The sequence below is a fragment of the Streptomyces sp. NPDC048411 genome, from assembly GCF_040704695.1.
GTDB lineage: Bacteria > Actinomycetota > Actinomycetes > Streptomycetales > Streptomycetaceae > Streptomyces.
This window is the reverse complement of the sequence record NZ_JBEZKL010000046.1, coordinates 1-25,890: the sequence shown is the minus strand read 5'-3', so window position 1 is coordinate 25,890 and position 25,890 is coordinate 1. Positions and strand designations below refer to the sequence as shown.

26 protein-coding genes and 4 pseudogenes are annotated in these 25,890 nt (G+C 71.1%); 15 read left to right on the top strand and 15 right to left on the bottom strand.

The window, feature by feature from the left end:
• Positions 1 to 2 precede the first annotated feature (2 nt).
• The 5 genes and pseudogenes from AB0915_RS18335 to AB0915_RS18315 all read left to right on the top strand — a co-directional run bounded on the left by AB0915_RS18335 (position 3) and on the right by AB0915_RS18315 (position 5,150).
• Entirely contained in the window at positions 3 to 860 is an 858-nt protein-coding gene (locus AB0915_RS18335) for a hypothetical protein (RefSeq protein ID WP_366692063.1), read from the top strand.
• On the top strand, positions 857 to 2,140 hold the full coding sequence (locus AB0915_RS18330) for a hypothetical protein (RefSeq protein ID WP_366692062.1): 1,284 nt from the start codon (positions 857 to 859) through the stop codon (positions 2,138 to 2,140). The genes AB0915_RS18335 and AB0915_RS18330 overlap by 4 nt, the downstream gene beginning before the upstream one ends.
• Before the next feature lie 46 nt (positions 2,141 to 2,186).
• Positions 2,187 to 2,807: a TetR/AcrR family transcriptional regulator gene (locus AB0915_RS18325; RefSeq protein WP_366692061.1), complete on the top strand. Its 621-nt coding sequence runs from the start codon at positions 2,187 to 2,189 to the stop codon at positions 2,805 to 2,807.
• A 78-nt stretch (positions 2,808 to 2,885) separates the two neighbouring features.
• A pseudogene (locus tag AB0915_RS18320) lies at positions 2,886 to 3,083 on the top strand (SLC13 family permease); the annotation flags it as partial.
• Positions 3,084 to 3,263: 180 nt separating this feature from the next.
• Positions 3,264 to 5,150, top strand: a complete 1,887-nt coding sequence (locus AB0915_RS18315) for an ABC transporter ATP-binding protein (protein ID WP_366692060.1) — start codon at positions 3,264 to 3,266, stop codon at positions 5,148 to 5,150.
• 26 nt (positions 5,151 to 5,176) lie between these two features.
• On the opposite strand, the gene AB0915_RS18310 is transcribed toward AB0915_RS18315, so the two are convergent.
• Entirely contained in the window at positions 5,177 to 6,352 is a 1,176-nt protein-coding gene (locus AB0915_RS18310) for a tetratricopeptide repeat protein (protein ID WP_366692059.1), read from the bottom strand.
• A 479-nt stretch (positions 6,353 to 6,831) separates the two neighbouring features.
• Between AB0915_RS18310 and AB0915_RS18305 the strand changes: the two genes are divergently transcribed.
• Positions 6,832 to 8,226: an aldehyde dehydrogenase family protein gene (locus tag AB0915_RS18305; RefSeq protein WP_366692058.1), complete on the top strand. Its 1,395-nt coding sequence runs from the start codon at positions 6,832 to 6,834 to the stop codon at positions 8,224 to 8,226.
• A gap of 269 nt (positions 8,227 to 8,495) precedes the next feature.
• Here AB0915_RS18305 and AB0915_RS18300 read toward each other — a convergent pair.
• The 4 genes and pseudogenes from AB0915_RS18300 to AB0915_RS18285 all read right to left on the bottom strand — a co-directional run.
• Positions 8,496 to 8,693 (bottom strand): annotated as a pseudogene (locus tag AB0915_RS18300) (polyphosphate kinase 2); the annotation flags it as partial.
• Positions 8,694 to 8,729: 36 nt separating this feature from the next.
• Positions 8,730 to 9,749 (bottom strand): DMT family transporter, encoded by a 1,020-nt coding sequence (locus AB0915_RS18295; RefSeq protein ID WP_366692057.1) that lies wholly within the window; start codon positions 9,747 to 9,749, stop codon positions 8,730 to 8,732.
• 32 nt (positions 9,750 to 9,781) lie between these two features.
• On the bottom strand, positions 9,782 to 10,492 hold the full coding sequence (locus AB0915_RS18290; RefSeq protein ID WP_366692056.1) for a winged helix-turn-helix domain-containing protein: 711 nt from the start codon (positions 10,490 to 10,492) through the stop codon (positions 9,782 to 9,784).
• A 14-nt stretch (positions 10,493 to 10,506) separates the two neighbouring features.
• The gene (locus tag AB0915_RS18285; RefSeq protein ID WP_366692055.1) at positions 10,507 to 11,181 is read right to left on the bottom strand and encodes a TetR/AcrR family transcriptional regulator C-terminal domain-containing protein; all 675 of its coding nucleotides are present in this window, start codon (positions 11,179 to 11,181) and stop codon (positions 10,507 to 10,509) included.
• A 207-nt stretch (positions 11,182 to 11,388) separates the two neighbouring features.
• Here AB0915_RS18285 and AB0915_RS18280 point away from each other — a divergent pair, with 207 nt between their 5' ends.
• Entirely contained in the window at positions 11,389 to 11,679 is a 291-nt protein-coding gene (locus tag AB0915_RS18280; protein ID WP_358858104.1) for a YiaA/YiaB family inner membrane protein, read from the top strand.
• 82 nt (positions 11,680 to 11,761) lie between these two features.
• Complete coding sequence (locus AB0915_RS18275; protein WP_366692054.1) at positions 11,762 to 12,403, top strand: TetR/AcrR family transcriptional regulator; 642 nt, start codon at positions 11,762 to 11,764, stop codon at positions 12,401 to 12,403.
• Between the two features lie 162 nt (positions 12,404 to 12,565).
• Here the strand turns inward: AB0915_RS18275 and AB0915_RS18270 are convergent, their stop codons facing one another.
• On the bottom strand, positions 12,566 to 13,027 hold the full coding sequence (locus tag AB0915_RS18270) for a MaoC family dehydratase (protein ID WP_366692053.1): 462 nt from the start codon (positions 13,025 to 13,027) through the stop codon (positions 12,566 to 12,568).
• Between the two features lie 137 nt (positions 13,028 to 13,164).
• Between AB0915_RS18270 and soxR the strand changes: the two genes are divergently transcribed.
• Positions 13,165 to 13,638, top strand: a complete 474-nt coding sequence (gene soxR, locus AB0915_RS18265) for a redox-sensitive transcriptional activator SoxR (RefSeq protein WP_366692052.1) — start codon at positions 13,165 to 13,167, stop codon at positions 13,636 to 13,638.
• A 52-nt stretch (positions 13,639 to 13,690) separates the two neighbouring features.
• Here the strand turns inward: soxR and AB0915_RS18260 are convergent, their stop codons facing one another.
• Positions 13,691 to 14,302, bottom strand: a complete 612-nt coding sequence (locus AB0915_RS18260) for a hypothetical protein (protein WP_366692051.1) — start codon at positions 14,300 to 14,302, stop codon at positions 13,691 to 13,693.
• A 188-nt stretch (positions 14,303 to 14,490) separates the two neighbouring features.
• Between AB0915_RS18260 and AB0915_RS18255 the strand changes: the two are divergent.
• A pseudogene (locus tag AB0915_RS18255) lies at positions 14,491 to 14,892 on the top strand (penicillin acylase family protein); the annotation flags it as partial.
• Positions 14,893 to 15,125: 233 nt separating this feature from the next.
• Here the strand turns inward: AB0915_RS18255 and AB0915_RS18250 are convergent.
• The gene (locus AB0915_RS18250) at positions 15,126 to 16,403 is read right to left on the bottom strand and encodes a DUF1343 domain-containing protein (RefSeq protein WP_366692050.1); all 1,278 of its coding nucleotides are present in this window, start codon (positions 16,401 to 16,403) and stop codon (positions 15,126 to 15,128) included.
• A 187-nt stretch (positions 16,404 to 16,590) separates the two neighbouring features.
• Between AB0915_RS18250 and AB0915_RS18245 the strand changes: the two genes are divergently transcribed.
• From AB0915_RS18245 to AB0915_RS18235, 3 genes and pseudogenes are all read left to right on the top strand, one after another.
• Positions 16,591 to 17,355 (top strand): SDR family oxidoreductase, encoded by a 765-nt coding sequence (locus AB0915_RS18245; protein ID WP_366692049.1) that lies wholly within the window; start codon positions 16,591 to 16,593, stop codon positions 17,353 to 17,355.
• Between the two features lie 28 nt (positions 17,356 to 17,383).
• A pseudogene (locus AB0915_RS18240) lies at positions 17,384 to 17,634 on the top strand (long-chain fatty acid--CoA ligase); the annotation flags it as partial.
• Positions 17,635 to 17,676: 42 nt separating this feature from the next.
• Positions 17,677 to 18,270: a TetR/AcrR family transcriptional regulator gene (locus AB0915_RS18235; RefSeq protein ID WP_366692083.1), complete on the top strand. Its 594-nt coding sequence runs from the start codon at positions 17,677 to 17,679 to the stop codon at positions 18,268 to 18,270.
• 326 nt (positions 18,271 to 18,596) lie between these two features.
• Here AB0915_RS18235 and AB0915_RS18230 read toward each other — a convergent pair whose 3' ends face one another.
• Positions 18,597 to 19,823, bottom strand: coding sequence for an acyl-CoA dehydrogenase family protein (locus AB0915_RS18230; RefSeq protein WP_366692048.1), 1,227 nt, complete (start codon positions 19,821 to 19,823; stop codon positions 18,597 to 18,599).
• Between the two features lie 8 nt (positions 19,824 to 19,831).
• Complete coding sequence (locus AB0915_RS18225) at positions 19,832 to 20,854, bottom strand: phosphotransferase family protein (protein WP_366692047.1); 1,023 nt, start codon at positions 20,852 to 20,854, stop codon at positions 19,832 to 19,834.
• Positions 20,855 to 21,054: 200 nt separating this feature from the next.
• Between AB0915_RS18225 and AB0915_RS18220 the strand changes: the two genes are divergently transcribed.
• Entirely contained in the window at positions 21,055 to 21,306 is a 252-nt protein-coding gene (locus AB0915_RS18220) for a zinc-binding dehydrogenase (protein ID WP_366692046.1), read from the top strand.
• Between the two features lie 12 nt (positions 21,307 to 21,318).
• Here the strand turns inward: AB0915_RS18220 and AB0915_RS18215 are convergent, their stop codons facing one another.
• Genes AB0915_RS18215 through AB0915_RS18195 form a run of 5 tightly spaced genes read right to left on the bottom strand, consistent with a single transcriptional unit; the run spans position 21,319 to position 23,882 of the window.
• Positions 21,319 to 21,630: a DUF202 domain-containing protein gene (locus tag AB0915_RS18215; RefSeq protein WP_366692045.1), complete on the bottom strand. Its 312-nt coding sequence runs from the start codon at positions 21,628 to 21,630 to the stop codon at positions 21,319 to 21,321.
• Complete coding sequence (locus AB0915_RS18210) at positions 21,627 to 22,022, bottom strand: DUF202 domain-containing protein (RefSeq protein ID WP_366692044.1); 396 nt, start codon at positions 22,020 to 22,022, stop codon at positions 21,627 to 21,629. The genes AB0915_RS18215 and AB0915_RS18210 overlap by 4 nt, the downstream gene beginning before the upstream one ends.
• Before the next feature lie 9 nt (positions 22,023 to 22,031).
• Entirely contained in the window at positions 22,032 to 22,577 is a 546-nt protein-coding gene (locus AB0915_RS18205) for an NUDIX domain-containing protein (protein WP_366692043.1), read from the bottom strand.
• Positions 22,578 to 22,622: 45 nt separating this feature from the next.
• On the bottom strand, positions 22,623 to 22,952 hold the full coding sequence (locus AB0915_RS18200) for an SDR family oxidoreductase (RefSeq protein WP_366692042.1): 330 nt from the start codon (positions 22,950 to 22,952) through the stop codon (positions 22,623 to 22,625).
• 36 nt (positions 22,953 to 22,988) lie between these two features.
• A complete protein-coding gene (locus tag AB0915_RS18195) occupies positions 22,989 to 23,882 on the bottom strand; it encodes a DMT family transporter (RefSeq protein WP_366692041.1) in 894 nt (297 codons plus the stop codon).
• Between the two features lie 181 nt (positions 23,883 to 24,063).
• Here AB0915_RS18195 and AB0915_RS18190 point away from each other — a divergent pair, with 181 nt between their 5' ends.
• Entirely contained in the window at positions 24,064 to 25,722 is a 1,659-nt protein-coding gene (locus AB0915_RS18190; protein ID WP_366692040.1) for an FAD-binding dehydrogenase, read from the top strand.
• Positions 25,723 to 25,890 lie beyond the last annotated feature (168 nt).

The following is a 25,890-nucleotide window of genomic DNA, read 5'->3' as shown; positions in this document are numbered from 1 at the left end:
TCATGAGGCGATCTCCCCGCACGCTGCGACTCGACAGGCGCACGGCGCTCACGTCGCGCACGGCGTTCCCCCGGCTCGCCGTCGCCCTTCTCACCGCAGGCGCCCTCGTGTGCGGTGCGAGTGCCTGCGGTGGACGGCCCACCACCCACCACCGGCCAGGCACCAGCCATGAACAGGCCGGCGGCAGCGTCGGCCGGCTCCTCACCGCGGACGACGGATCCGGGCACCGGCTCCGCCAGGTCGAGGCCGAGGGCGCCCCCGCGGTGACCGTCGCCGTACGGCCGGACTCCGAGGACGGGTGGAACGTCCATCTCTCCGTACGGAACTTCAGATTCAGCCCGGACAGTGTCGGCGGCGCGGCGCTCCTCGGGCGCGGCCACGCCCGGCTCTTCCTCGACGGCCACCCCCTGGCCCGGCTCTACGGCCTCTGGTACCACCTCCCCGACTCCCTCGTCCGCGAAGCGGGCGGCGGCCGCACCCTCACGGCCCGGCTGTACGCCGACGATCACACCGCCTGGGCCGTGCACTCCACACCGATTCAGGCCACCACGCCTCTCACCACCACTCCTTCCGCCGACACCCCCGCCGAGCCCCGCCCCGACCGGACTCTGGAGATCGTCATCTCTCACGGCAAGGTCAGCCCCGCCCCCGGCCGCACCGAGCTCAGGAAGGGGCAGCGCATCGAACTGCGCGTCCACGCCGACCGCGCCGACACCCTCCATGTCCACGGCTACGACAAGGAAGCGCGCCTGCCCGCCGGACGGACCACCACCCTCACTCTCACCGCCGACCGCACCGGGCTCTTCGAGGTCGAGACCCACGAGTCCGGTCTGCTCCTGACCCAGCTCGTCGTACGGTGAGCGTCCTCGCCCATGGCATCGGCTCCCGGCACGACCTGCCGCTGTCCCCCTTCTACGCGTTCGCCGGTGCCTTCGCCGCGCTCTTCGTCTCCTTCCTCGCGCTCGGCCTGCTCTGGCCCGCCTCCCGATTCCGGGGCGACCGGGCGGGCCGCCCGCTTCCGGTCCCTCTGCAGCGCCTCGCCGACGCCCGCCCCACCCGTATCGCCGCGCGCGCCCTCGGCCTGGCCGCCGTCCTGTTCGTCCTCCTCCATCTCCTCCTCGGCCCGGACGGTCCGGAGCGCAACCCGGCCGCGGGCGCCGTCTACGTGCTCCTCTGGGTCGGGCTCGTTCCCGCCTCGCTGCTCCTCGGTCCCGTCTGGCGACTCCTCAACCCCCTGCGCACGCTCCACCTCCTCGTCTGCCGTGCGCTGGCCCGCGACCCGGCCGCGGGCCGCCCCCTTCCCGCACCACTCGGTCTGTGGCCCGCCGCGGCCGGACTTCTCGCCTTCACCTGGCTCGAACTCGTCGCCCCTGACCCCGCGTCATCCACCGCGCTCCTTCTCTTCCTCGTGCTGTACGGCGCTGTCCACCTCGCGGGCGCCGCCCGTCACGGCGCCCGCTGGTTCGACCACGCCGACGCATTCGAGGTCTACTCCGGCCTGCTCGCCCGGCTCTCCCCCCTCGGCCGCCGGCCCGCCGACCGCCGTCTCGTCCTGCGCTCCCCGTTCAATGGACTCGACGCCACCCCGCAGACCTCCGGTCTCGTCGCCACCGTCTGCGTCATGCTCGGCTCCACCGCCTACGACGGCTTCTCCGACGCCCCCTCCTGGATCACCGCCGTCCAGACCTCACCCCTGGGCCGCACCACAGCGGCCACGCTCGGGCTGCTCGCCGCCGTCGCCCTCGTCGCCACCCTCTATGCCCTCTGCGCCGGTGCCACCCGGCTGATCTCCGGCCAACTCCGCCACCCCCTCACCGTCTTCGCGCACTCGCTCGTCCCGATCGCCCTCGGCTATCTCATCGCCCACTACTTCACACTCTTCGTCACCGAAGGTCCGCGCACAGTCATGGTGGCACTCGGCACTGACAATCCGGTCCCGCCCGAACCGCCCCTGGGTCCAGGCGGCATCGCCACGCTCCAGGTCGCCGCGATCGTCGTCGGGCACGTCCTGGGCGTCGTCGCCGCCCACGACCGGTCCGTGCGCCTCTTCCCGCCCGCCCGCGCCGTCGCGGGGCAGCTTCCCCTGCTGACCCTGATGATCGCGTACACCGTCGGCGGGCTGACCCTGCTTCTCGCCTGACCACAGGTGCGCACCCTCCCGTCCCGCAGAGGAGAGTCACGGCATCATGGAGCCCGTGCCCCATGCGAATACGAACCTCCGCCGCGCCCCCGTGCAGCAGCGCAGCGCCGAGCGTCTCGCCCGGATACTCGACGCCTGCGCCGAACTCCTCGACGAGACCGGTTACGAGCAGCTGTCCACCCGGGCCGTCGCCGCCCGCGCGGAAGTCCCGATCGGCTCCGTCTACCGGTTCTTCTCCAACAAGCGCGCCCTCGCCGACGCCCTGGCCCGGCGCAACCTGGACAGTTACGCGGAGCGCATCACTGGTCGCCTGGCAGTCATCCCGGCCGCCGACTGGCGCAGCGCCATCGACGCCGTGCTCGACGAATACCTGGCGATGAAGCGCTCCGTCCCCGGTTTCGCCCTCGTCGACTTCGGTGCCCCGGCCCCTGTGGACGACCCGGCCTCCGACGCCAATCGCCGCGTCGCGGAGCGCCTCGCCCAACTGCTCTCCGGCCGTCTGGGGCGCACCGCCGACGAGGATCTGCTCCGGACGATCCTGGTCTGCGTCGAAGCCGCCGACGCGCTCCTCCAACTCGCCTTCCGCACCGACCCGTCGGGCGATCCGGCGATCGTCGCGGAGACCCGCGTCCTGATCCAGGCGTATCTGGCCGGGATCCTGGACTGAACCCGGCACCGCACCTCACCGCGCGGGACGACACGGGTCCGCGCCGCAGGGAACCGGACAGCCGCCCCGCCGTCCCAGATCGACGGTGTGGGCAACCTCGCGCCGACCGCCGCGATGCTGATGTTCGCCATCGTCCCCGTCGGTGTGATGATCGACGTCGGACTCTTCGGCCCGATCGTCCGCGGCATTCTGCGCTTCTGCAAGGCCGACCCGATGCGGATCGTCGTCGGTACGGCGGTGCTCGCCGCGATCGTCTCGCTGGACGGCGACGGCTCTCGTCGCCCGCCTCCCGCTCGGGCGACGAGCGGACCAGGGCCGGTGTGCACCCCTGCTGCCCCTCGGCGTCGTCCTGATCGACCTCGCGCACCTGTACCTCTTCGACCAGGTCCTTGCTTTCGGGCAGGGACTTGAAGCGGACGTTGACCTCAAGCCGGGTCGAGGTCGTACGTTCCTTCTATGAGCATGGAAGCCACCGCGTGGACGCAGCTGCACAACGTCATGAACGCGCAGCAGGACCGACGCCCCTTCGACCGAGCCACACTGCGGCGCATCGCCGCGTTCGCCCGACCGCACCGGCGGCGGGTCGTGCTGTTCCTGCTGCTGAGTGTCGCCACGGCACTGCTCGCGGTCGCCACCCCGATCCTCGCCGGCCGCGTCGTGAACGCGATCGTGACCGGCAAGGAGGCAGGGACCGTCACGCGGCTGGCCGTGCTCATCGCCGTGATCGCCGTCGCGGAGGCGGGACTCGGGCTGGTCAGCCGCTGGCTCTCGGCCACCCTCGGCGAGGGACTGATCCTCGACCTGCGCACCGCCGTCTTCGACCACGTCCAGCGCATGCCGATCGCGTTCTTCACCCGCACCCGCACCGGCGCGCTCGTCAGCCGCCTCAACAACGACGTCATCGGCGCCCAGCGCGCCTTCAGCAACACCCTGTCCGGCGTCGTGAGCAATGTCGTCACGCTGCTGCTCACCCTCGGCGTCATGCTCAGCATCTCCTGGCAGATCACCGCACTCGCACTGGTGCTGCTGCCCGTGTTCGTGCTGCCCGCCCGCCGGATGGGTACGCGGATGGCGAGGCTCCAGCGCGAGGCCGCCGCCCACAACGCGGCGATGGGCACCCGGATGACCGAGCGCTTCTCCGCACCCGGCGCCACGCTCATCAAGCTCTTCGGGCGGCCCGCCGACGAGTCCACCGAATTCGCCGCCAGGGCGGGCAGAGTGCGCGACATCGGTGTCCGTACCGCCATGGCCCAGTCCGCGTTCATCACGGCTCTCACCCTCGTATCGGCGCTGGCACTTGCCCTGGTCTACGGGCTCGGCGGGTTCTACGCGCTGCGCGGGCAGCTGGACGCGGGTGCCGTCGTCGCCCTGGCCCTGCTGCTGACCCGGCTGTACGCGCCGCTCACCGCGCTCGCCGGGGCGCGCGTCGAGGTGATGAGCGCGCTCGTCAGCTTCGAGCGGGTCTTCGAGGTCCTCGACCTCAAGCCCCTGATCGAGGAGAAGCCCGATGCGCGGACGGTCCCGGACGGTCCGGTCTCCGTGGAGTTCGACGCCGTGCGCTTCGGCTACCCGTCCGCCGACAAGGTCTCCCTCGCCTCGCTGGAAGACGTCGCGACCCTGGACACCCGCGGCGGCGCCGAGGTGCTGCGCGGGGTCTCGTTCCGCGCCGAACCGGGCCAGACGGTGGCCCTCGTCGGATCGTCCGGCGCGGGCAAGTCGACCATCGCGCAGCTGCTGCCCCGGCTGTACGACACGGACGAGGGCGCCGTACGCATCGGCGGCATCGACGTACGCGACCTGTCGGCCGACACCCTCCGTGACACCCTCGGCATGGTCACCCAGGACGGCCACCTCTTCCACGAGTCGGTCCGCGCCAACCTTCTCCTCGCCCGCCCCGAAGCCACCGAGGAAGACCTCTGGGACGCCCTGCGACGCTCACGGCTGGACGGACTGGTCGCCTCGCTGCCCGACGGACTCGACACCGTCGTCGGTGAACGCGGCTACCGCCTCTCCGGCGGCGAACGCCAGCGGCTGACCATCGCCCGGCTGCTGCTGGCCCGCCAGCGCGTCGTCATCCTCGACGAGGCCACCGCCCACCTGGACAACACCTCCGAAGCGGCCGTCCAGGAAGCCCTCGTGGAGGCGCTCGAAGGACGCACCGCGGTGGTGATCGCCCACCGGCTCTCGACCGTACGGGCGGCGGACCTCATCCTCGTCGTGGAGGACGGCCGGATCGTGGAACGCGGTACCCACCAGGAGCTGCTGGCGGCCGGCGGCCGGTACGAGGAGCTGTACCGCACCCAGTTCGAGCGCCCCGGCACCGCGCCCGCTGGTCTGGGCTGACCGTACAGGTCGCTGGTGTGGGCAGGTCAGCCGGGGATTCCGGAACGGGTGGTCCAGTCCGTCTTGCGGGCCTGCTCCACTGTGAACGCGCCGGGTGGATAAGGGAGTTCGGCCGCAAGCTCCGCCGCCCGGTCGAACTCCTCGTCCGCCTCCCGTGCCCGGCCCGGCGTCGCGAGCGCCGCCGCATGCACCGTACGCGCCTCGGTCAACGACAGCCGTTCCCCGTCCTGCTCGGCGCGCACGGTCTCCGCCGACGCCCGCCGCACCGCACGCTCGGGTTGCCCGGACAGCAGCTCCGCCCACGCCAGCAGGGCGGCCGAGCGGGGGCTGCTTCCCTCGGTCGGCAGCGCCAGGGCCTCCTGCGGCCGGTCCCCGCGCACCAGGAATTCGGCCTGCACGGTCCGCACGTCGTGCACCGCCTGCCGGTCGCCCTGTGCGTCGGCCACCTCCCCGGCGCGGGCCAGCAGCTCCGCCGCGCCCGGCTCACCCGTCCTGATCAGGACCCGGGCGAGCGCGGCCAGGGCATACGGGGTGGGATCGCCGTCCGTCTCCCGTACCGCGGCCTCCGCGTGTTCCCTGGACTCGGTGAACTCCCGAAGCAGCAAATGGTGTTCGGACAGGTTCGACCGCTCGAAGGCGACAGCCGTCGGATCGCCCGTGTGCTCGGCGAGCCGCAGCGCCCGTTCCCCGAAGGCGATCGCCTCGGCGAGCCGGCCCGACCTGCTGGCGTGCTCACGCAGTACGGAGAGAATCGTGACCAGCAGACCGTGGTCGCCGTACGCCTCGGCGTGCGGCAGCGCCTCGTGGGCCGCCGGGCGGGCCTGCGCGAGGCGGCCCGCGAGGCTGAGCGACGTCGCCTGCATCCCGAGGGAGCGGGCCAGCAGGCCCCGCCGCTCGCTGCCCGGTATCGCGTCCGCGGCGTCCTGCGCGGTCCGGGCCGCTGCGTGCGCGGACTCGTACCGGCCGGTCACGAACCGCAGGACCGCCGCCGCCAGGTGGTGGGTCGCCGTGGTCAGCGGCGGGGTGTGCGGACCGGGCGGATACGTCCGCAGCAGCTCCTCGCCCTCTGCTGTGCCGCGACACTTCACCAGCACCTCGGTCAGCCGGGCCGCGGCCAGCACCTGGCCGTCCGCGTCACCGCGGCGGACCATGTCGTCCAGCGCCTCGCGCAGCACCGTCGCCGCCTCCTGGTAGCGGGCCATCCGGCGCAGCACGGCGCCCCGGTCGATCCTGGCCTGCGGCCGCAGCCCACGCGGCGGTTCTGCGCCGCGGGGATCGGGGCAGATGCATCGGAGTGCTCCTCCATGGCTGGTACGGGGGAGCCCGCCGCGCTCCTGCTGCCAGGGGGAAGTACGGGAGGGGCGGGCTGATCCGGGACGCTAGGAGGAGGCCGTTACTGGCGAATTACTGAACCGCGTGACGAGTGGGTGTCCGGCCCTGATCCGCCGGACACCCACTGACGGCCTTCCCCGCCACAGGGAATGGGCTCCCGGCGTCATGCGACTGCGCTTGCGGCGTCGTCGTCGGCCACCGACGCTCCGCGTCGACTCCTTCCTCCGCCTTGCAGCTGCACGCACCCAGCCACGCTCCTTCTCCCACCCCCCCATGTGCCGGTCGGTCGCACGCCGCTAGTTTGTGGTGCGGACGACATCGCCCGTACCCCTGCCCGGGAGGAAATGCCATGAAGGCCCACGACGGTATGTACATCGGCGGGGAGTGGCGCCCCGCAGCGGGCGCGGACACGATCGCGGTCGTGAACCCGGCGGACGAGCAGGTCATCGCCCATGTCCCGGCGGGCACGGCCGAGGACGTCGACGCCGCGGTACGGGCCGCCCGCGCCGCGTTCCCCGGCTGGGCCGCCACCCCGCCGGCCGAGCGTGCCGCACGGATCGCCGCCCTGCGCGACGTCCTGGTGGCCCGGCAGGACGAGATCGCGGCCACGGTCACCGCGGAACTGGGCGCGCCCCTCCAGCTGTCGCAGATGGTGCACGCGGGCGTGCCAATCCTGGTCGCCGGGTCCTACGCCGAACTGGCCGCCTCGTACGCCTTCGAGGAGCAGCACGGCAACTCCACCGTGCTGCTGGAGCCCGTCGGTGTCGTCGGGGCGATCACCCCGTGGAACTACCCGCTGCACCAGATCGTTGCCAAGGTGGCTCCCGCACTCGCCGCTGGCTGCACCATCGTCCTCAAGCCCGCCGAGGACACCCCGCTGACCGCGCAGCTCTTCGCCGAGGCCAGCGAAGAGGCCGGCCTGCCCGCCGGTGTCTTCAACCTGGTGACCGGTCTCGGTCCGGTCGCCGGACAGGCCCTCGCCGCGCACGAGGACGTCGACCTGGTCTCCTTCACCGGCTCCACCGCCGTGGGCAAGCAGATCGGCGCCACCGCGGGTGGAGCGGTCAAGCGGGTCGCGCTGGAGCTCGGCGGCAAGTCCGCCAACGTCATCCTGCCGTCCGCCGATCTTGCCAAGGCCGTCAACGTCGGCGTCGCCAACGTGATGTCCAACTCCGGCCAGACATGCAGCGCCTGGACCCGGATGCTCGTCGACGGCGAGCGGTACGAGGAGGCCGTCGCCCTCGCCGCCGCGGCCGTCGCCAAGTACGTGCCGGGGGAGCGGGTCGGTCCCCTCGTCAACGCGAAGCAGCAGACCCGGGTGCGCGGTTACATCGAGAAGGGCATCGAGGAGGGCGCCCGCGTCGTCGCCGGCGGCCCGGAGGCACCGCTTGCGACGGGGTACTACGTCAGCCCCACTGTGTTCGCCGATGTCACCCCGGAGATGACCATCGCCCAGGAGGAGATCTTCGGCCCGGTCATCTCGATCCTGAAGTACGAGGACGAGGACGACGCACTCCGGATCGCCAACGGCACGGTGTACGGGCTCGCGGGCGCAGTCTGGGCCGCCGACGACGCGGAGGCCGTCGCCTTCGCCCGCCGGATGGACACCGGGCAGGTCGACATCAACGGCGGCCGGTTCAACCCGCTCGCGCCGTTCGGCGGCTACAAGCAGTCCGGCGTCGGCCGTGAGCTCGGTTCGCACGGCCTCGGCGAGTACCTCCAGACCAAGTCCCTCCAGTTCTGAACACCGTTCCTCACCAGTGCGCATGAGTGAGTCCTGGATCCACTGCTGTGTACTGGGCGCATCCCGAACGGTGTTGGATGCACTGGGTTCCTGCTTTCGCGTCCCACTCGGCGGCACGCGTCCAGGGGGCCGGTCCGTTGCGGGTGGGCGGGTTCCCTCACGTCCTCGGGTGCCTGGTCCGGCCTGGGCGGTCCGGTACCCCGCACGATCACTCCGGTCGTGTGGGGTACCGGACCGCCCGTCGCCGGGAGGAGGTTACGGGACAGCCCTCAGGCCGGCGCCTCCGGCGTGGGCTCGGCCTGCGACCGGCTCGTCGTGAGGAGGCGGGCTTCCCTCTCGCCCTCCTCGAGGAGCCGGGAGGCAGGGCCCACGATCAGCGGGTCCGGCTCACCGACCAGGTCCGCGTTCTTGTCCCGGTAGTCGAAGCGGTGCAGCACATGCCGGATCGCCTCCAGCCGGGCCCGCCGTGGCGGGCCGCCCGGGCGAGGGCGGCCTGCTTCACGTCAGCCCTGCCCGACTGCTTCTTCCCGGGGCCGGTCGGTTTCCTGGCGCTCCGCGTCATCTCGGCGTCCCTCCACCGGCTGTGCCGGACTCTTCCGCGTCCGTCCAGTCTGCGGACGCATGCGGGAGACCGCCACCCCGGCCAGACAGAGCAGGCCGCCGCCGACGGTGAGCGGCGCGGGCACCTCGTCCAGCAGCAGCCATGACATCAGCACCACCAGTGCGGGCACCGCGTAGGTGGTGGCGCCCATCTTTCCGGCGGTGGTGCGCGCGAGGGCGTAGGCCCAGGTGGTGAAGGCGAGGGCGGTCGGGAAGATGCCCAGGTAGACCATGTTCAGGGTCGCGGAGAGCGGTGCGTCGGCCGCCTCGGAGACCAGCACACCGGAGAACGGCAGACAGGCGACCGTACCGATCAGACAGCTGTATGTGGTGATCTGCAGGGCCGAGCCGTGCCGCAGCGCGGGCTTCTGGGTGACCACCCCGGCTGCGTACGCCACCGCCGCCAGCAGGCAGAGCGCCACCCCGAGCACCGATGAACCCCCGTGCCCCGACATGGAGAGACCGACCACGACGGCACCGGCGAACGACACGGCCATGCCCATCACCAGCGTGCGAGGCAGCCCCTCGCCGAGCAGCCGGGCGCCGAGCAGCGCGATCAGGATCGGGCCGATGTTCACGATCATGGCGGCCGTGCCCGCGTCGACCTGCTGCTCGCCCCAGTTGAGCACCACCATGTAGAGCCCGAACCAGAGCAGTCCGGACGCGAGGATGCCCGGCCAGGCACCCCTGGACGGCAGCCCCTCGCGGCGTACGAGAAGGATCGCGCCGAGCATCAGTGAGCCTGCGAGCAGCCTGCCGAGGGCGAGTGCCCCGGGGGAGTACGCGTCGCCCGCGCTGCGGATGGAGACAAAGGCGGAGGCCCACAGGACCACGCTCGTGCACGCCGCGGTAATCGCCCGCCAGTCACGGCTTGCGGGCAGGGTGGCCGTCGCCGAGGAGGCCGGTATGGGTGTCGTCGTCATGGGCCGACTGTAGGCGGGGAACGGTTCGGTCCTCACCGAATTGTTTCCGGCTCGATCCCGAGGAGTTCGCGCAGAGCCCGCTCCCCGTCCGCGGTCGCCTTCACGGCCCGCCCGGAGCCGATCCGTACGCACCACCCGGTGTCCAGGGCGTGCCTGCACAGTGCGGCGCCCGCGGTCCCCGCCAGGTGCGGCCGGCGCTCCGTCCAGTCCAGGCAGCCGCGTACGAGCGGACGCCGGGTCCCGGTGTCCAGCCCGATACCCAGCTCCCCGAACCAGCCCAGGCCCGCGTCGGTGAGTGCGAAGCCGGTGTCCTGCCACAGGAGTCCCCGTACGGTCATCGCGTCCGCGATGGCGATGCCGATCCGGCCGGCGAGATGGTCGTAGCAGGTGCGTCCACGGGCCAGCGCGCTGCTGGTGCTCGCCGCCCGCAGGGTTCGCGGTCGTTTCTCGTCGCGGGGCGCGGCCTGGGCGGCGAGGTCCTCGACGAGGTGGGCGGTGCGTTCGTCGGCGAGCCGCAGATAGCGGTGGCGGCCCTGCCGCTCCTCGGTCAGGAGCCCGCCGACGACGAGCTTCCCCAGGTGTTCGCTGGCGGTCGACGGCGCGACCGAGGCGTACCGCGCCAGTTCACCCGCGGTCCAGGCGCGCCCGTCGAGCAGGGCCAGACAGAACGAGGCGCGGGTCTCGTCGGCGAGGAGCGCGGCCAGGGCGGCGAGGTGGGGCGCGGCCGGGTCGTGGGGTGCCATGTACCCAGCATGGGTCAGGAACGCTTCGGCGTGCGCCGAACCGTGGCCGCGGGCGTCCGCTGCTCGTACTGCAGGGCGAGACCGTCGAGGATCGCCCGCAGTCCGGTCTCGAACGCGCCCTCGTCGACCTTCTGGCGGCGGTCGGCCAGCAGATGGGCCTGGCCGAGGTGCGGGTAGTCGGCGGGGTCGTACGCCGCCTCGTCGTCCACGAAACCGCGTGCGAACGAGCCCAGTGCCGAGCCCGTGACGAAGTACCGCATCAGTGCGCCGATGTACGTGGCCTGGGCGGGCGGCCAGCCCGCGCGGACCATGCCGCCGAAGGCCGCGTCGGCGACCCGCAGCCCGGCCGGACGTCGGCCGGGGCCCTGGGCCAGCACCGGGACGATGTGCGGGTGCGCGGCGAGCGCCGCACGATAGGAGACCGCCCAGTCGTGCAGGGCGGCGCGCCAGTCGCGGCCGTCGTCCTCGTCGAACATCGACAGGTCGACCTGCGCGGAGACGGAGTCCGCGACCGCGTCCAGGATCTCGTCCTTGTTGCGGAAGTGGTTGTAGAGAGAGGGCCCGCTGACTCCGAGTTCGGCCGCGAGCCGACGGGTGGAAACGGCTTCGAGTCCCTCGGAGTCCACCAGGGCGCCCGCCGCCTCGACGATGCGGTCGCGGCTGAGGAGGGGCTTGCGCGGTCGGGCCATGCCGCACATAGTAGGGCCTGCGAGCAAAAAAACTAGCGATGCTAATTAAAAGTGGGAGTGCCGAAGGATGGGCCTGGGGCTCAGCGAGGAGCCGTGCGCCGGCGGTGGTCTCCGCCTTCTGGGCCGTCCCGCTCGAACGGGCGACTGGGTACCGGACTGAGTACGCGGACGGATGTGGCGGGCGCTACGGCGGCCGAAGCTGTCCCCATGAATGAGACGACATCGGTCAAGCAGCAGAGCACCGCGGCCTTCTACGGTCAGGCCGTCGCATCTTTCGGGGTGGCGATGGGCGCGGTGACCCTGGGCATCTACTTCCTCGACGCGAACGTCTGGGTGCGGGGCTTCCTCGCCATCGGCGTCCTGTACCTCGTCACGTCCTGCTTCACCCTCGCCAAGGTCATCCGCGACCGCCAGGAGGCGGGGCAGATCATCAGCCGGGTCGACCAGGCCCGGCTGGAGAAGATCCTCGCGGAGCACGACCCCTTCCAGAAGCTCTGACGATCTCACCCACCGCCCCCTAAGCGCTTGCTCAGGTTCGGGGTATGGTGTTCGTCCTGCTGAACGGAAGGGGTCGGTGACGATGAGCACGGCGGAGGAGACCGGCGGCGAGAGCTCGCCGTGGGGCGAGGTGACGCCCGAGGCGGCCAGGCGGCTCCTCGTCGCGGCCGTCGACGCCTTCGCCGAGCGCGGGTACCACGCGACCACCACCCGTGACATCGCGGGCCGCGCCGGGATGAGTCCAGCCGCGCTCTACATCCACTACAAGACGAAGGAAGAGCTCCTCCACCGGATCAGCAGGATCGGTCACGACCGCGCCCTGCTGCTCCTGGAGACGGCCGCCGACAGTGACGGCACGGCGTCCGAGCGGCTCGCGGACGCCGTACGGTCCTTCGTCCGCTGGCATGCCGAGCGGCACACCACCGCCCGCGTGGTCCAGTACGAACTCGACGCCCTGAGTGAGGAACACCGCACCGAGATCGTCGCCCTGCGCAGGAAGAGCGATGCGGTGATCCGCCGCATCATCAGCGAGGGCGTGCAGGCGGGGGAGTTCGATGTCCCCGACATCCCGGGGACCACGCTCGCCGTGCTCTCGCTCTGCATCGACGTGGCGCGCTGGTTCAGCGCGCAGGGGAGCCGTACGCCGGACGAGGTCGGCGATCTCTACGCCGACCTCGTCCTGCGCATGGTCGCGGCCCAGCGCTCACGGCCTGCCCCCCGTTAGGGCTGCCGTCATCCCTGGTGGATCGGCGCGCGACGCGTCGGATGCGGTGCATCGCAAGGCGGAGGGGCGTCCTCGTGCCGGGTGTATTCGGGCGTTCCGGCAGCGCGGCGAGGTGCCGCGACTGTCCTCGTGCGCCCGCCGGGGATGGCGCCGCAGGGCATCTCAGAAGTAGTAGCGCGACACCGACTCGGCGACGCAGACCGGCTTTTCGCCGCCCTCGCGCTCGACCGTGACGACGGCGGTGACCTGGACGCCGCCGCCCGCCTCCTCGACATCCTTGAGGGCGGCCGTCGCGCGCAGCCGGGAGCCCACCGGCACGGTGGACGGGAAACGGACCTTGTTGGTCCCGTAGTTGATGCCCATCTTCATGCCCTCGACCCGCATGACCTGCGGGACCAGCGCCGGGAGCAGTGAGAGCGTCAGATAGCCGTGCGCGATCGTCGTGCCGAACGGGCCGGCCGCGGCCCGCTCCGGGTCGACATGGATCCACTGGTGGTCCCCGGTCGCCTCGGCGAACAGGTCGATCCTCTTCTGGTCGATCTCCAGCCACTCGCTGTGACCCAGCTGCTCGCCCACCCCGTCGCGCAGCTCCTGCGCGGACGTGAAGATCCTCGGCTCTGCCATGTCCCTGGTCCTGCCTTCCCGCTCTCGGCCGTCCGTCGTCAACCGTCGCCTGTCTAAGCGCTTGCTCAGCATGGTTGGGCGGGTGCGTTCCTGTCAACGACGGACCGGCGCGGCGGCGGGCACGTAGGGTTGGAGGGGTGCCCCAGATCCCGCAGACACTCCATGAACTCACGGTCGGCCAGCTCTCCGCGCGCAGCGGCGCCGCCGTTTCGGCCCTGCACTTCTATGAGGCGAAGGGCCTGATCAGCAGCCGCCGCACCAGCGGCAACCAGCGGCGCTACAGCAGGGACGCGCTGCGCAGGGTCGCCTTCGTCCGTGCGGCGCAGCGGGTCGGCATACCGCTGGCCACGATCCGGGACGCGCTGGCCGAACTTCCCGAGGAGCGCACCCCGAACCGCGACGACTGGGCGCGGCTGTCCGAGGCGTGGCGCTCCGAACTGGACGAACGGATCAAGCAGCTGGGACGGCTGCGCGACCATCTGACCGACTGCATCGGCTGCGGCTGTCTGTCGTTGGAGACGTGTGTGCTCTCCAACCCGAACGACATCTCCGGCGACACGATCAGCGGTTCGCGCCTGATGCCGGAGCGCCGCTCGGCGGGCTGTTCATAGGAAGCGTCGGCAGGGCCGGGTGCGCGCCGCCGTTCCGTCGCCACACAGTCCCTCATGCCGCCGACGCCAGGTCCCTCGGTTGGAACCGCCGCGCTCTCGCCAGTGCCTCCGGTGTCAGTACGGGCCGCGGGACCACGATTCCGCAGCCCGTGCAGACCGGGCCCGACCACGGCTCGCAGTCGAGGTCCTGACGCCAGGCGATCCCGGTCTCCGCGCACACCGGGCACGCCGCGCCGGGCTGCGCCTCCAGGGCCGAGACCAGCCGGCCCAGCACCTCGGGGAGCGGCGCGGACGGGTGGACCGCCGGATCCGCGCAGCGCGCCACCCCGTTCCCGCCCCAGATGTGCCGGTGCCAGTCGTCGAAGGCGGCCGGCCGGCGCAGCCCCTCGCGCTTCTCCCGCTTGCGGCGCTCGGCGAACCCGGCCTCGTACCGGAGCCAGACGGCCCGCGCCGCCTCCAGTTCCTCCAGTGCGTGCACCAGTCGCACGGGGTCGGGGGACCGGTCCTCCGGCTCCATCGTGTGCCGGGTGCACAAGTGGTCCCAGGTCGCCCGGTGACCGTAGGGGGCGAACCTCTCCAGGCACTTGCGCAGCGAGTACCGCCGCAGCGCCAGGTCACCCCGCGGATCGTGGACCTTTCTCGCAAGACTCCGGAAACCGGCCATCGCACTGCCACCTCCGTCGCTCGTACTTCGGCGTCAAGGTATGGACGTACGACGGCCCGTTTCGGCTCCATCGAAAGGCGATTCGTGTCCATCGGCTGAGGCGCCCCACGTCGGACGGTACTCGGACGCGACGGTGACGCGGCGTCATGTGACGATTCCGAAAAGGTGACCGTTGTTCATCTTGCCGACGGGGCGAGCAGGCGATGGCCGATGCCCAGGCGTACGTCGACGGCATCAACGCCTACCGCGAGAAGTCCAAGAAGGGCCGCTGCTTCCCCGGTGAGTACGTGCTCACCGGAAAGATTGACGCCATCACCAACATCGGCGAGATACAGCCGTTCAAGCTGACCGACCTGATCTCCATTGCCTCGGTCGTCGGCGGACAGTTCGGTGGCGGTGGTGGCGGCGAGGTGCAGGCGGCGCTCTCGCTGCTGTCCGCCCAGCAGAAGTACGGGGTCGCCGAAGGCACCAAGGTCTGGGAATCGTTCCGGCAGCGCAACGACCCCGAGGCTGTGCTGACGATTCACGACGGCACCTCGTTCCCGTACGCCGGCAAGCCGGCCAGGGCGCGCGGCACCGCCCTTCCCGACCACCGTGCACTGGGCGGGATCAGCCAGAAGGCGATCCACTGGTAGAACCGCCCGACGTACCAGCAGGTGGTGGAGTTCCCGGCCCACCGGTAGGGCACACATTCCAGCCCGTCCGGCGTTCGAGGACGGGACTGGTTCACCGGGCGGGCCCGAAAATAGGGCGTGTTTCGAAAGTCCCGCCTGCCAGGCGGCGTCTGGCGAAACACGCCCTTAACGGGCCCGCCCTGCTCACCTCACCGGTACTGCAGGTACTTCTTCCGTACCGCCCGGAACGCGGCAAGATCCGCCTCCCACGCCCCGACCACCTCATCCGTGTTCGCCCCCGCATCGATCATCGTGCGGACCCGCGTATTGCCGGTGAGCTTGTCGATCCAGTTGTCCGGGCGCCAGGCGAACCCGCTCCACGTCCGCTTCGCCGTCACCAGCAGCGCGATCCCCGTGCGCACCGGATCGAACATCTCCCGGTCCTGGACATGCAGCTGTACCCCGCCGACCGTCTTCCCCTGGAACTTGGAGAACGTCGGGGCGAAGTACGCCTCACGGAAAGCGACTCCGGGCAGGTCGAGGGCGTTCGCGGCCGCCGCCCACCGGTGGTCGATCCCCTCCGCGCCGAGGAGTTCGAACGGCCGGGTCGTTCCCCGGCCCTCGGACAGGTTCGTACCCTCGAACAGACAGGTGCCCGAGTACACCAGCGCCGTGTCGGGCGTCGGCATGTTGGGGCTCGGCGGCACCCACGGCAGACCGGTGCCGTCGAAGAAGTCCGCGCGCCGCCATCCCGACATCTTCACGATGTCCAGTTCGACCGGCCGCGCGGCCAGGAACTCCGCGTTGAAGAGCAGCGCCAGCTCGGTGACCGTCATGCCGTGGGCCTGCGCGATCTCCCGGCGCCCCACGAAGGTCGAGAACGCCGGGTCGAGGACCGGCCCCAGCGCGGCCCGCCCCGTCACCGGGTTCGGCCGGTCCAGGACGACGAACCGCTTGCCCGCGAGCGCCGCCGCCTCCATGCAGTCGTAGAGCGTCCAGATGTACGTGTAGAAGCGGGCGCCCGCGTCCTGGATGTCGAAGACGACGGTGTCCACGCCGGACGCGGTGAAGATGTCGGCGAGCGGCTTTCCGCTCTTCAGGTACGTGTCGTAGACGGGGAGCCCGGTCGCCGGGTCGTCGTACCGCCCCTCCGAGCCGCCCGCCTGCGCCGTGCCGCGGAAGCCGTGCTCGGGGCCGAAGACCGCGACCAGGTTCACACGCTCGTCCGGGTGCATCACATCGACGATGTGGCGCACGTCGGACGTGATTCCGGTCGGGTTGGTGACGATCCCGACCTTCTGTCCCTTCAACAGCGCATAGCCGTCCGCCGCCAGCCGGTCGAAGCCGGTACGGACCCGATTGCGTCCGGAGCCCTGCCCCGTGCCGGGGAGGGGGCCCGCGGCCGCGTTCCCGGTTCCGGAAGCCGTCGCCGCGAGGGCTCCCACTGCACCACCGGCGGCAAGCAAACCACGTCTGGACAGGCTCATTCGGCTACCTCCATGATCGCTCCGACTGTCATGGTCACGCACGCTAGCGCGCGCATGGGGCCGCATGGAACGAGGCGGACGAGAGCGGTGTGACAGGAGTGCCGACAAGTTGCCGGCCGGGCCCTTCCTCGAGGGCATACCGACTGGTTAGTCTGCTGGGGCAGTCGGCTGAGAGAGGCGGAACCCGATGAGTACGGTGCAGGGCGCGGGCGTAGTGGTCACGGGGGCCGGGGGCGGCATCGGTGCCGCTCTGGCCCGCAGATTCGCCGCGGAAGGCGCCAGGGTCGTCGTCAACGACCTCGACGAGAGCCGCATCAAGACGCTCGCGGAGGAGATCGGCGGCGCCGCCGTCGCCGGAGACGCCTCGCAGATCGTGGACGCCGCCCGGGACTCGCTGGACGGCACCGTCGACATCTACTGCGCCAACGCCGGTCTCGCCTCGCCCGGTGACGTCTTCGCCGACGAGGAGGTCTGGGCCGCGGCCTGGGACGTCAATGTGATGGCCCATGTCCGCGCGGCCAGGGCGCTGCTCCCGGACTGGCTGGAGCGCGGCAGCGGCCGGTTCGTCACCACCGCGTCCGCCGCCGGACTGCTGACGATGATCGGCGCCGCGCCGTACAGCGTCACCAAGCACGGCGCCGTCGCCTTCGCCGAATGGCTCTCGCTGACCTACCGCCACCGGGGCATCAAGGTTCATGCGATCTGCCCGCAGGGTGTACGTACGGACATGCTCACCGCCGCCGGTTCGGCCGGCGAGCTGGTCCTCGCCCCCAGCGCCATCGAGCCGGAGGATGTCGCCGACGCCCTCTTCGACGCCATGGCCGAGGACCGCTTTCTCGTCCTGCCGCATCCCGAGGTCGCCGGGTACTACCGGGCCCGCACCAAGAACACCGACCACTGGCTCAGCAATATGAACCACCTCCAGCAGAAGTGGGAGGAGACCGGCACATGACCGAGAACGGCACCGACGCACTCACCGGGTGATCAACGCCTCCGGTCTCGAGGTGTGGCCGCGCGAGGCGGAAGACGCCCTGCACACCCACCCGGCGGTCCGGGAGGCGGCCGTCGTCGGCGCCCCGACGCGTACACGTACCCGCGCGACGTCCGGTGCCGTGACCGGCAATGTTTGCCGCGGCGGGGCAGAGCTTGCCGGGAGCGGCACTGGATCCTGGCCGGACTTCCCAAGACGGCAAGTGGGAAGATCCTCAGGCGGGAACTGCGTTCCCAGCAGGAGAACGTGTACGACTTCACTACGGAAAGGCAGGTGACGGCCATGACCAGAACGACGGACGGGAACGACGCCCCCGTCCCTCAGCGGCTGCTGGCCGCCGCCACCCGGCTCTTCGCCGAGCAGGGCTACGACCGGACGTCGGTCCAGGAGATCGTCGAGGCGGCAGGCGTCACGAAGGGCGCCCTCTACCACTATTTCGGCTCCAAGGAGGATCTCCTCCAGGAGGTCTACTCCCGGGTGCTGCGACTCCAGCAGGAACGCCTCGACGCGTTCGCGGACGCGGAGGCGCCGGTCGAGCAGCGGCTGCGGGACGCGGCGGCTGACGTGGTCGTCACGACGATCGAGAACCTCGACGACGCGGCGATCTTCTTCCGCTCGATGCACCATCTGAGCCCGGAGAAGAACAAGCAGGTACGGATGGAGCGGCGCCGCTACCACGAGCGGTTCCGGGCGCTGGTGGAGGAGGGGCAGCGGAGCGGGGTGTTCTCCACCGCGACGCCGGCGGATCTGGTGGTGGACTACCACTTCGGATCGGTGCACCACCTGTCGACGTGGTACCGCCCGGACGGTCCGCTGAGCCAGCAGGAGGTCGCGGACCACTTGGCGGATCTGCTGCTGCGCGCGCTGCGCCCCTGACGCCGGATCAGAGGCGGGGGAGCGGCATCCGCCCGGCCGGCTCCGCGTTCCCGAGTGCGGTCCGACACCATCCACGGGCCGGACGGGCAGATGCTCAGCCCGTCCGGCTTCTGAGGGCGTGGCGCGGCTGCGGCCCGTGCCGCCCCCCATGTGCCGGTCGGTCTTACGGCCTCCCCCGCGGTAGGGAGTGGATCAGCGAGCGGCATCGTGCGGCTTCGATGGCAAGGCGGAGGAGGGAGTCGACGCGGAGCGTCGGTGACTGACGACAACGCGGCCGGCGGGGTCGCAGGGCGTCGGGAGCCCACTCCCTGCCGCGGGGGAGGCCGTTACACGTACCGCTTGATCTCGCGCCGCGCCAGCGACCGCTGATGCACCTCGTCCGGCCCGTCAGCCAGCCTCAGCGTCCGCGCCCCTGCCCACAGTTCCGCCAGCGGGAAGTCCTGGCTCACGCCGCCCGCGCCGTGCAACTGCACCGCGTGGTCGAGGATGTCGACCACCGCGCGGGGAGTGGCGATCTTGATGGCCTGGATCTCCGTGTGCGCCCCCCGGTTGCCCACCGTGTCCATCAGCCATGCCGTCTTCAGCACCAGCAGCCGCAGCTGTTCCACCGTGACCCGCGCGTCCGCGATCCAGTTCTGCACGACGCCCTGCTGCGCGAGCGGCTTGCCGAAGGCCGTACGGGACACCGCCCGCTTGCACATCAGCTCGATGGCCCGCTCGGCCATTCCGATCAGCCGCATGCAGTGGTGGATCCGGCCGGGCCCCAGGCGCGCCTGCGCGATGCCGAAGCCGCCTCCCTCTTCGCCGATCAGGTTCGTCGCGGGCACCCGCACATCGGTGAACACGACCTCCGCGTGACCGCCGTGGTCATGGTCCTCGTACCCGTACACCTGCATGGCGCGCCGCACTTCGAGCCCGGGCGTGTCGCGCGGGACGAGGATCATCGACTGCTGGCGGCGGATGTCGGCGCCGTCGGGGCCATCGGCAGTCGCGGTCTTGCCCATCACGATGAAGATCCGGCAGTTCGGGTTCATCGCCCCGGAGATGTACCACTTGCGGCCGTTGATGACGTAGTTGTCGCCATCGCGCACGATCCGGGTCTCGATGTTGGTCGCGTCCGACGAGGCCACCTCGGGCTCCGTCATGGCGAACGCCGACCGGATCTCCCCGGCGAGCAGCGGCTCCAGCCACTGCTTCTTCTGCTCGTCCGTGGCGAACTGGAGGAGCACCTCCATGTTGCCCGTGTCCGGCGCCGCGCAGTTGAGCGCGGTCGGCGCCAACTGCGGGGAACGGCCGGTGATTTCGGCGAGCGGTGCGTACTGGAGGTTGGTCAGCCCGGCACCGTGCTCCGTGTCGGGCAGGAAGAGGTTCCACAGACCCTGCCTGCGCGCCTCGGCCTTGAGGTCCTCGACGATCTGCGGGGTGTCCCACGGGGAGGCGAGCAGTGCCCGCTGCTCGTGCGCGATCGTCTCGGCCGGGTGCACGTGCTCGTCCATGAAGGTGAGCAGCTTGGTGCGCAGCTCTTCCGTACGGGCGTCGAATGCGAAGTCCATGGGGGTGATCAGCCTTCCTGGAGGGTCGTGAGGCCGTGCGCGATGAAGACGGGGACGAGATCGCCGATGCGGTCGAAGCCGGCGCCGACGGTCTGACCGAGGGTGTAGCGGTAGTGGATGCCCTCCAGGATCACGGCGAGCTTGAACCACGCGAACGCCGTGTACCAGGAGACGGCGGAGGTGTCCCGGCCGGAGCGGGCCGCGTAGCGTTCGATGAGTTCGGTGGGCGTGGGGTGGCCGGCCGCTCCGCTGGTGGTCGAGACCGGGGACGTGGGCAGACCCAGATTGCAGCTGTACATGACCAGCAGACCGAGGTCGGTCAGCGGGTCGCCGAGCGTCGACATCTCCCAGTCGAGGACGGCCTTGATCCGGTCGTCGGAGCCGATCAGTACGTTGTCCAGGCGGTAGTCGCCGTGGATGACGGTGGGTGCGGGGGAGACGGGCAGTTCGCGCCCGAGCGCGGCATGCAGCTCGTCGATACCGAGCAGTTCGCGGTTGCGGGAGGCGTCCAGCTGCTTGCCCCAGCGGCGCAGCTGCCGGTCGAGGAACCCCTCGGGGCGCCCGAAGTCGCCGAGCCCCACCGACTCCGGGTCCACGGCGTGCAGTTCCACCAGCGTGTCGACCAGGCCCAGGACGACTTCGCGGGTGCGCTCGGCACCGAGCGGGGCGAGCTGCTCGGCGGTGCGGTACGGGGTCCCCTCGACGTACTCCATGACGTAGAAGGGTGATCCGATGACGGAGTCGTCCTCGCAGAGCAGCAGCGGCTCGGGCACAGGCACGGCCGTCGGGTGCAGCGCGCTGATGACCCGGTGTTCACGCTTCATGTCGTGCGCGGTGGCGAGGACATGGCCGAGCGGAGGCCGGCGGACGACCCAGTGGCCCGTGCCGTCCGTGACGACGTACGTCAGGTTGGAGCGGCCGCCCTCGACGAGCCGGGCCTCGAGCGGTCCGTTCACCAGACCCGGCCGCTCGCGGTGGAGATGTCCGCGGAGCCGGTCCAGGTCGAGACCTGGCGGATGGACTGGGCTCATCGTGCGCACCTCCGGGGTGAAAAGACGTCGATGCTCATGATGCCGACCAGTCGGTATGTCGTCCAGTGAACTCCCGGAATCCGGTGCGTGGACTCCGTGCCGATTGGCTCGGAACCCTGGTGTCAGTCGTATCGGTGAATGGGGTTCACGTATGAATGCTGCGCTGGTGATCGACGAAGTCCGGCTGACCCCGATCCTCATTGCCACCCCTTCCTCGAAGGGGCCACCGTCTGCGTTGCGGGCCGCCCGAGCAGCCCGGATGGTCGGATGATGAAGGCGATCAGGCGCGGGCCGCTGCCGTCGACCCGGTCGACCGGAAGGCAAGGGAGGGCCACCTCCAGTCCGGACTGGAGGCCGTCTTTTCGCTGGAGCAGGCCGCCGACGCCCAGCGGCCCACCGAGGAGGGACGCACCCGCGGAAAGATCGTCGTCACCGTCCACTGGGACGACTGACCGGCGCACCCCTCAGAAGATCACCGCCGCGGCGAACACCGCGAGCGCGATCGTGCACGCAGCCGCCGTCAGGGCGTCGCGCGGTGCCAGTGGCTGCGGCCGCGCGGTCCCCACCCCGAGCACCCGCCGGTGCGCCACCCGCAGAAACGCAAGCCAGGCCAGCGCGCTCAGCGACACGGCCACGATCCTGGCCGGGGTCGCACCCCCGTGCAGCGCCGCCCTGCCCGCCAGCAGTGCCACCACCGTGCAGGACAGGGTGGTGCGCCGCCACGCCAGCCGGGTCCGCTCGGGCTGCAGTCCGGGGTCCCGCTCCCCGGCGGTCACCGGCCCTCCCAGCCGAAGAGGACCACCACCACCATCGCGACGGCGACGACGGCGACAGCGACACTGAGCAGCGTCGGGAACCGGGAGACCGGCAGGTCCTCGCCGCGCCGCATCGCCCGCTCGCACAGCACCCAGTGGTTGACCGCCCGCAGGGACGAGAACACACCGGCGGCGAGCAGGGCGAGCGCCAGCCCCGCCCTGAGCCCCCAGGCCAGTTCCGGCAGGAACTGGTCCACGGCGAAACCGCCGCCGATGAGCGCTAGAGCCGTCCGGATCCAGGCGAGGAAGGTGCGTTCGTTGGCGAGCGAGAAGCGGTAGTCGGGGGTGTCGCCCTCTTCACGGATCCGCTGCGGCGCAAACCACAGCTTCACCCCTTGTACGAACTCTTTCACGCCCGAACCTTATCGATCACTTTGTCGCCTGCTGCCCGTCGGAGCGTGGCCTGCCCGGTACTCCCGCAGCCGGCGGTACGTCTCCAGACCGTCCGGCACCCACTCCCCGTCGCCGAGCCGCTCCGCCAGTTCGCCATCGGTGAGGAAGGTGTGCCAGGCGACCTCCTCCACCTGCGGGTTCACCGGAAGCTCGCACCGCACCTGGTAGACGTACGACCACCAGGTGTGCTTTCCGCCCGTGTAGAGGAACTTGAAGAGCGGTTCGGGGCGGGGGAGTCCGGAGACCCCGAGCTCCTCCTCGGCCTCCCGCAGCGCCGCCTCGTCGTACGACTCGCCCGCGCCGACCACCCCGCCGACGAACATGTCGTAGTGCGAGGGAAAGACCAGCTTGGTCGCGGTCCTGCGGTGCACGAAGAGACGGCCCTCGGCGTCCCGGGCCTCGATGAAGACGCAGCGATGGCGCAGGCCCCGCGCGGTCGCCTCACCGCGCGGGGCCTGCCCCACGACCTCGTCGTTCTCGTCGACGATGTCCAGGATCTCGTCAGCAGCAGTCATGCCGTCCATCCAACCTCAGGCCGGAGTCCCGGACCCGGCCGGGGATCACTGACCGATGACGTACTTCACGGTCGGACCGATGGTCCAGCCGCCGTCCACGGCGACCTCGGCGCCGGTGATGCGGGAGGCGGCGTCCGACAGCAGGAAGGTCACGGGCTGGGCGATCTCGGACGGCTCGCCGATCCGGCCCATCGGGGTGTTCGGGTGGTTGCCCTCGCCCTGCTGGATGCCGACCGACGCGGTCATCGGCGTGTGGACCGTGCCCGGGTGGACGGAGTTCACCCGTACCTTCGCCGCGCCCGACTCCACCGCGCCGACCTTCGTGAGGCCGCGGCCGCTCCACTTGGACGCGCCGTAACCGGGCACGGCGACCACCGCCGAAAGACGGGCAGCCGGACGCCCGGCCGCCCGTCAGTACGGCTGGAGGCTGCGCCTGCGCTGATGGTGGCCGCGCCCCTCCGGCATCGCCGGATGCAGCCCCAGCAGCATGATCCCGACGACGATCGCCGTCAGACCCGTCGCCTGCCAGGCCAGCGCGGCCGCGTCGGTGCGCAGCTGGTCGCCGAGGAACCCGACCCCGCAGGCGATCCCGGCCAGCGGCTGGGCGGCGGTCAGCGCGGGCAGCGACGTCCGCAGCGGCCCCGTCTCGAAGGCGCTCTGCACCAGGATCAGACCCGTCACGCCCAGCACCACCACCGCGTACGGCTGCCAGCCCGTCACCAGTGCCGTCCACCCCGCGTCCGACAGTCGCTGTCCGCTCACCCGGGTCAGCGCGTCCTGGAGGCCGTACAGCAGCCCGGCCGCCACCGCGAGCAGAGCGGGGGCAGCTCCGTGTTGCGAGCGCTTCGCGAACGTGGTCAACACCATGGCTATGCCCACGACCACACCGATCACCAGCCAGTGCCGCAGCTCGTTCGTGACCACCTCGCCACCCTGCGGCCGGCCTCCCAGCAGGAAAGCGGTGACCCCGCCGGCCAGCAGCCAGAGCCCCGCCCAGCCCTGCCGGCCCAGCCGCTGCCCGGTGCGATGGCGCGACAGAGCCATCGCGAAGAGCAGATTGGTCGCCAGCAGCGGCTCGACGACGGACACCTCGCCCTTGCCCAGGGCCAGCGCCCCCAGCGCCATACCGCAGACCATCAGCCCGATCCCGGCCAGCCAGCTCGGCACCCGCATCAGGTCGAGCAGCAGCCGGGGGGAGAGGAAGTCGCTCCTCGGGGCGTGCTCGGCAGCGGCCTGCTGCAGGACAAAGCCGAATCCCAGACAGCAGGCAGCGCTCACCGCGAGCACGAGGACCAGCACCGACACACTTCCCTTCCTCAAGTCCGGCCAGGGGAGGGTGATTTGTTTCGACGATAGCGCCTCGGTGGCAGGGGTGCGGCCGGAGCGCCGCCGACCGGGCGGTTGACGCCGCACCGGCCGGTGCCCAAGATCTGACGCACGAGTAACTTCCGGCTTGCTCCGGCCCGCCCTGACAAGGATGGAACCCATGGCGTACGACGCTGATGTGATCGTGATCGGGGCAGGGCTCGCGGGTCTCGTGGCCACCGCCGAGCTCGCCGACGCGGGCCGCACGGTGATCCTGCTCGACCAGGAGCCCGAGCAGTCGCTCGGCGGTCAGGCGCACTGGTCTTTCGGCGGTCTCTTCCTCGTCGACTCGCCCGAGCAGCGCCGCATGCGGATCAAGGACAGCCAGGAGTTGGCCCTTCAGGACTGGCTCGGCGCGGCGGGGTTCGACCGCAAGGAGGACCACTGGCCGCAGAAGTGGGCCGAGGCGTACGTCGATTTCGCGGCCGGGGAGAAGCGGTCCTGGCTGCACGCCCAGGGGCTGCGGATCTTCCCCGTCGTCGGCTGGGCCGAACGCGGCGGTTACGGCGCGACCGGCCACGGCAACTCGGTACCCCGTTTCCACATCACCTGGGGCACCGGCCCCGGCGTCGTCGCTCCGTTCGAACGCCGGGTCCGCGAGGGCGTCACCAAGGGGCTTGTCCGGCTGAGGTTCCGCCACCGGGTCACCGGTCTCGGCCGCACCGCGGGCGCTGTCGACACCGTGACCGGCGAAGTCCTCGAACCGAGCGGCGTCGGGCGCGGCACGGCGAGCAGCCGCGAGGTGACCGGCACCTTCGAGCTGAAGGCACAGGCGGTGATCGTCACCTCCGGCGGCATCGGCGGCAACCATGACCTCGTCCGCGCCCAGTGGCCCGAGCGGCTCGGCACCCCGCCCGCGAAGATGCTCTCCGGGGTGCCCGCCCATGTCGACGGGCTGATGCTCGGGATCACCGAGGAGGCGGGCGCCCACCACATCAACCGCGACCGGATGTGGCACTACACCGAGGGCATCGAGAACTGGAACCCGATCTGGGCCAAGCACGGCATCCGGATCCTGCCGGGCCCCTCCTCGCTCTGGCTGGACGCCCGCGGCAAGCGGCTGCCGGTCCCGCTCTTCCCTGGCTTCGACACGCTCGGCACCCTCGAACACATCATGAAGTCCGGTCACGAATACACCTGGTTCGTTCTCGACCAGAAGATCATCGGGAAGGAGTTCGCGCTCTCCGGCTCCGAGCAGAACCCCGACCTGACCGGGAAGTCGGTCCGTGACGTGATCGGCCGGGCGCGCGCCGACGTGCCGGGCCCGGTCAAGGCGTTCATGGACAACGGCGTGGACTTCGTCGTCGAGAAGGACCTCGACGCACTGGTCCGCGGCATGAACGCGCTCACCGGCGAGCAGCTGATCGACGCGGACGCGCTGCGCCGCGAGATCACCGCCCGGGACCGCGAGATCGCCAACCCGTTCACCAAGGATCTCCAGATCACGGCGGTCCGCGGGGCCCGCGCCTATCTGGGCGACAGGCTGATCCGTACGGCGGCACCGCACCGCATCCTCGACCCGAAGGCCGGCCCGCTGATTGCCGTGCGGCTGAACATCCTCACCCGCAAGTCGCTCGGCGGACTCGAGACGGACCTCTCGTCGCGGGTGCTGACCGAGGACGGCACGCCGCTCGCCGGTGTGTACGCGGCCGGGGAGGCGGCCGGATTCGGCGGCGGAGGGGTGCACGGCTACCGCTCGCTCGAAGGGACGTTCCTCGGCGGCTGCATCTTCTCCGGGCGGGTGGCGGGTCGCGCCGCGGCAGAGGCGGTCGGCGCCTGAGGGGTGTCCCTCAGGGCCTGTTCTGAGTTCCCCGCCTGCGCCCCGACGCCCGGCACGCACGCTCGCCGCACGACGCCGCAGGACAGGTGGCTCCGCCACATGACCTGCGACACCGCACGCCGATCGCACGCACCGACCACCGCTGCGCCCGCGCTTCGCGCGGACGAC

Bases quoted from the DNA above. Each gene is read 5' to 3' on its own strand.
- AB0915_RS18335 (WP_366692063.1), top strand. From the start codon at position 3: ATGAGGCGATCTCCCCGCACGCTGCGACTCGACAGGCGCACGGCGCTC.
- AB0915_RS18325 (WP_366692061.1), top strand. From the start codon at position 2,187: ATGGAGCCCGTGCCCCATGCGAATACGAACCTCCGCCGCGCCCCCGTG.
- AB0915_RS18315 (WP_366692060.1), top strand. From the start codon at position 3,264: ATGAGCATGGAAGCCACCGCGTGGACGCAGCTGCACAACGTCATGAAC.
- AB0915_RS18310 (WP_366692059.1), bottom strand. From the start codon at position 6,352: ATGGCCCGCTACCAGGAGGCGGCGACGGTGCTGCGCGAGGCGCTGGAC.
- AB0915_RS18305 (WP_366692058.1), top strand. From the start codon at position 6,832: ATGAAGGCCCACGACGGTATGTACATCGGCGGGGAGTGGCGCCCCGCA.
- AB0915_RS18295 (WP_366692057.1), bottom strand. From the start codon at position 9,749: ATGACGACGACACCCATACCGGCCTCCTCGGCGACGGCCACCCTGCCC.
- AB0915_RS18290 (WP_366692056.1), bottom strand. From the start codon at position 10,492: ATGGCACCCCACGACCCGGCCGCGCCCCACCTCGCCGCCCTGGCCGCG.
- AB0915_RS18285 (WP_366692055.1), bottom strand. From the start codon at position 11,181: ATGGCCCGACCGCGCAAGCCCCTCCTCAGCCGCGACCGCATCGTCGAG.
- AB0915_RS18280 (WP_358858104.1), top strand. From the start codon at position 11,389: ATGAATGAGACGACATCGGTCAAGCAGCAGAGCACCGCGGCCTTCTAC.
- AB0915_RS18275 (WP_366692054.1), top strand. From the start codon at position 11,762: ATGAGCACGGCGGAGGAGACCGGCGGCGAGAGCTCGCCGTGGGGCGAG.
- AB0915_RS18270 (WP_366692053.1), bottom strand. From the start codon at position 13,027: ATGGCAGAGCCGAGGATCTTCACGTCCGCGCAGGAGCTGCGCGACGGG.
- AB0915_RS18260 (WP_366692051.1), bottom strand. From the start codon at position 14,302: ATGGCCGGTTTCCGGAGTCTTGCGAGAAAGGTCCACGATCCGCGGGGT.
- AB0915_RS18250 (WP_366692050.1), bottom strand. From the start codon at position 16,403: ATGAGCCTGTCCAGACGTGGTTTGCTTGCCGCCGGTGGTGCAGTGGGA.
- AB0915_RS18245 (WP_366692049.1), top strand. From the start codon at position 16,591: ATGAGTACGGTGCAGGGCGCGGGCGTAGTGGTCACGGGGGCCGGGGGC.
- AB0915_RS18235 (WP_366692083.1), top strand. From the start codon at position 17,677: ATGACCAGAACGACGGACGGGAACGACGCCCCCGTCCCTCAGCGGCTG.
- AB0915_RS18230 (WP_366692048.1), bottom strand. From the start codon at position 19,823: ATGGACTTCGCATTCGACGCCCGTACGGAAGAGCTGCGCACCAAGCTG.
- AB0915_RS18225 (WP_366692047.1), bottom strand. From the start codon at position 20,854: ATGAGCCCAGTCCATCCGCCAGGTCTCGACCTGGACCGGCTCCGCGGA.
- AB0915_RS18205 (WP_366692043.1), bottom strand. From the start codon at position 22,577: ATGACTGCTGCTGACGAGATCCTGGACATCGTCGACGAGAACGACGAG.
- AB0915_RS18190 (WP_366692040.1), top strand. From the start codon at position 24,064: ATGGCGTACGACGCTGATGTGATCGTGATCGGGGCAGGGCTCGCGGGT.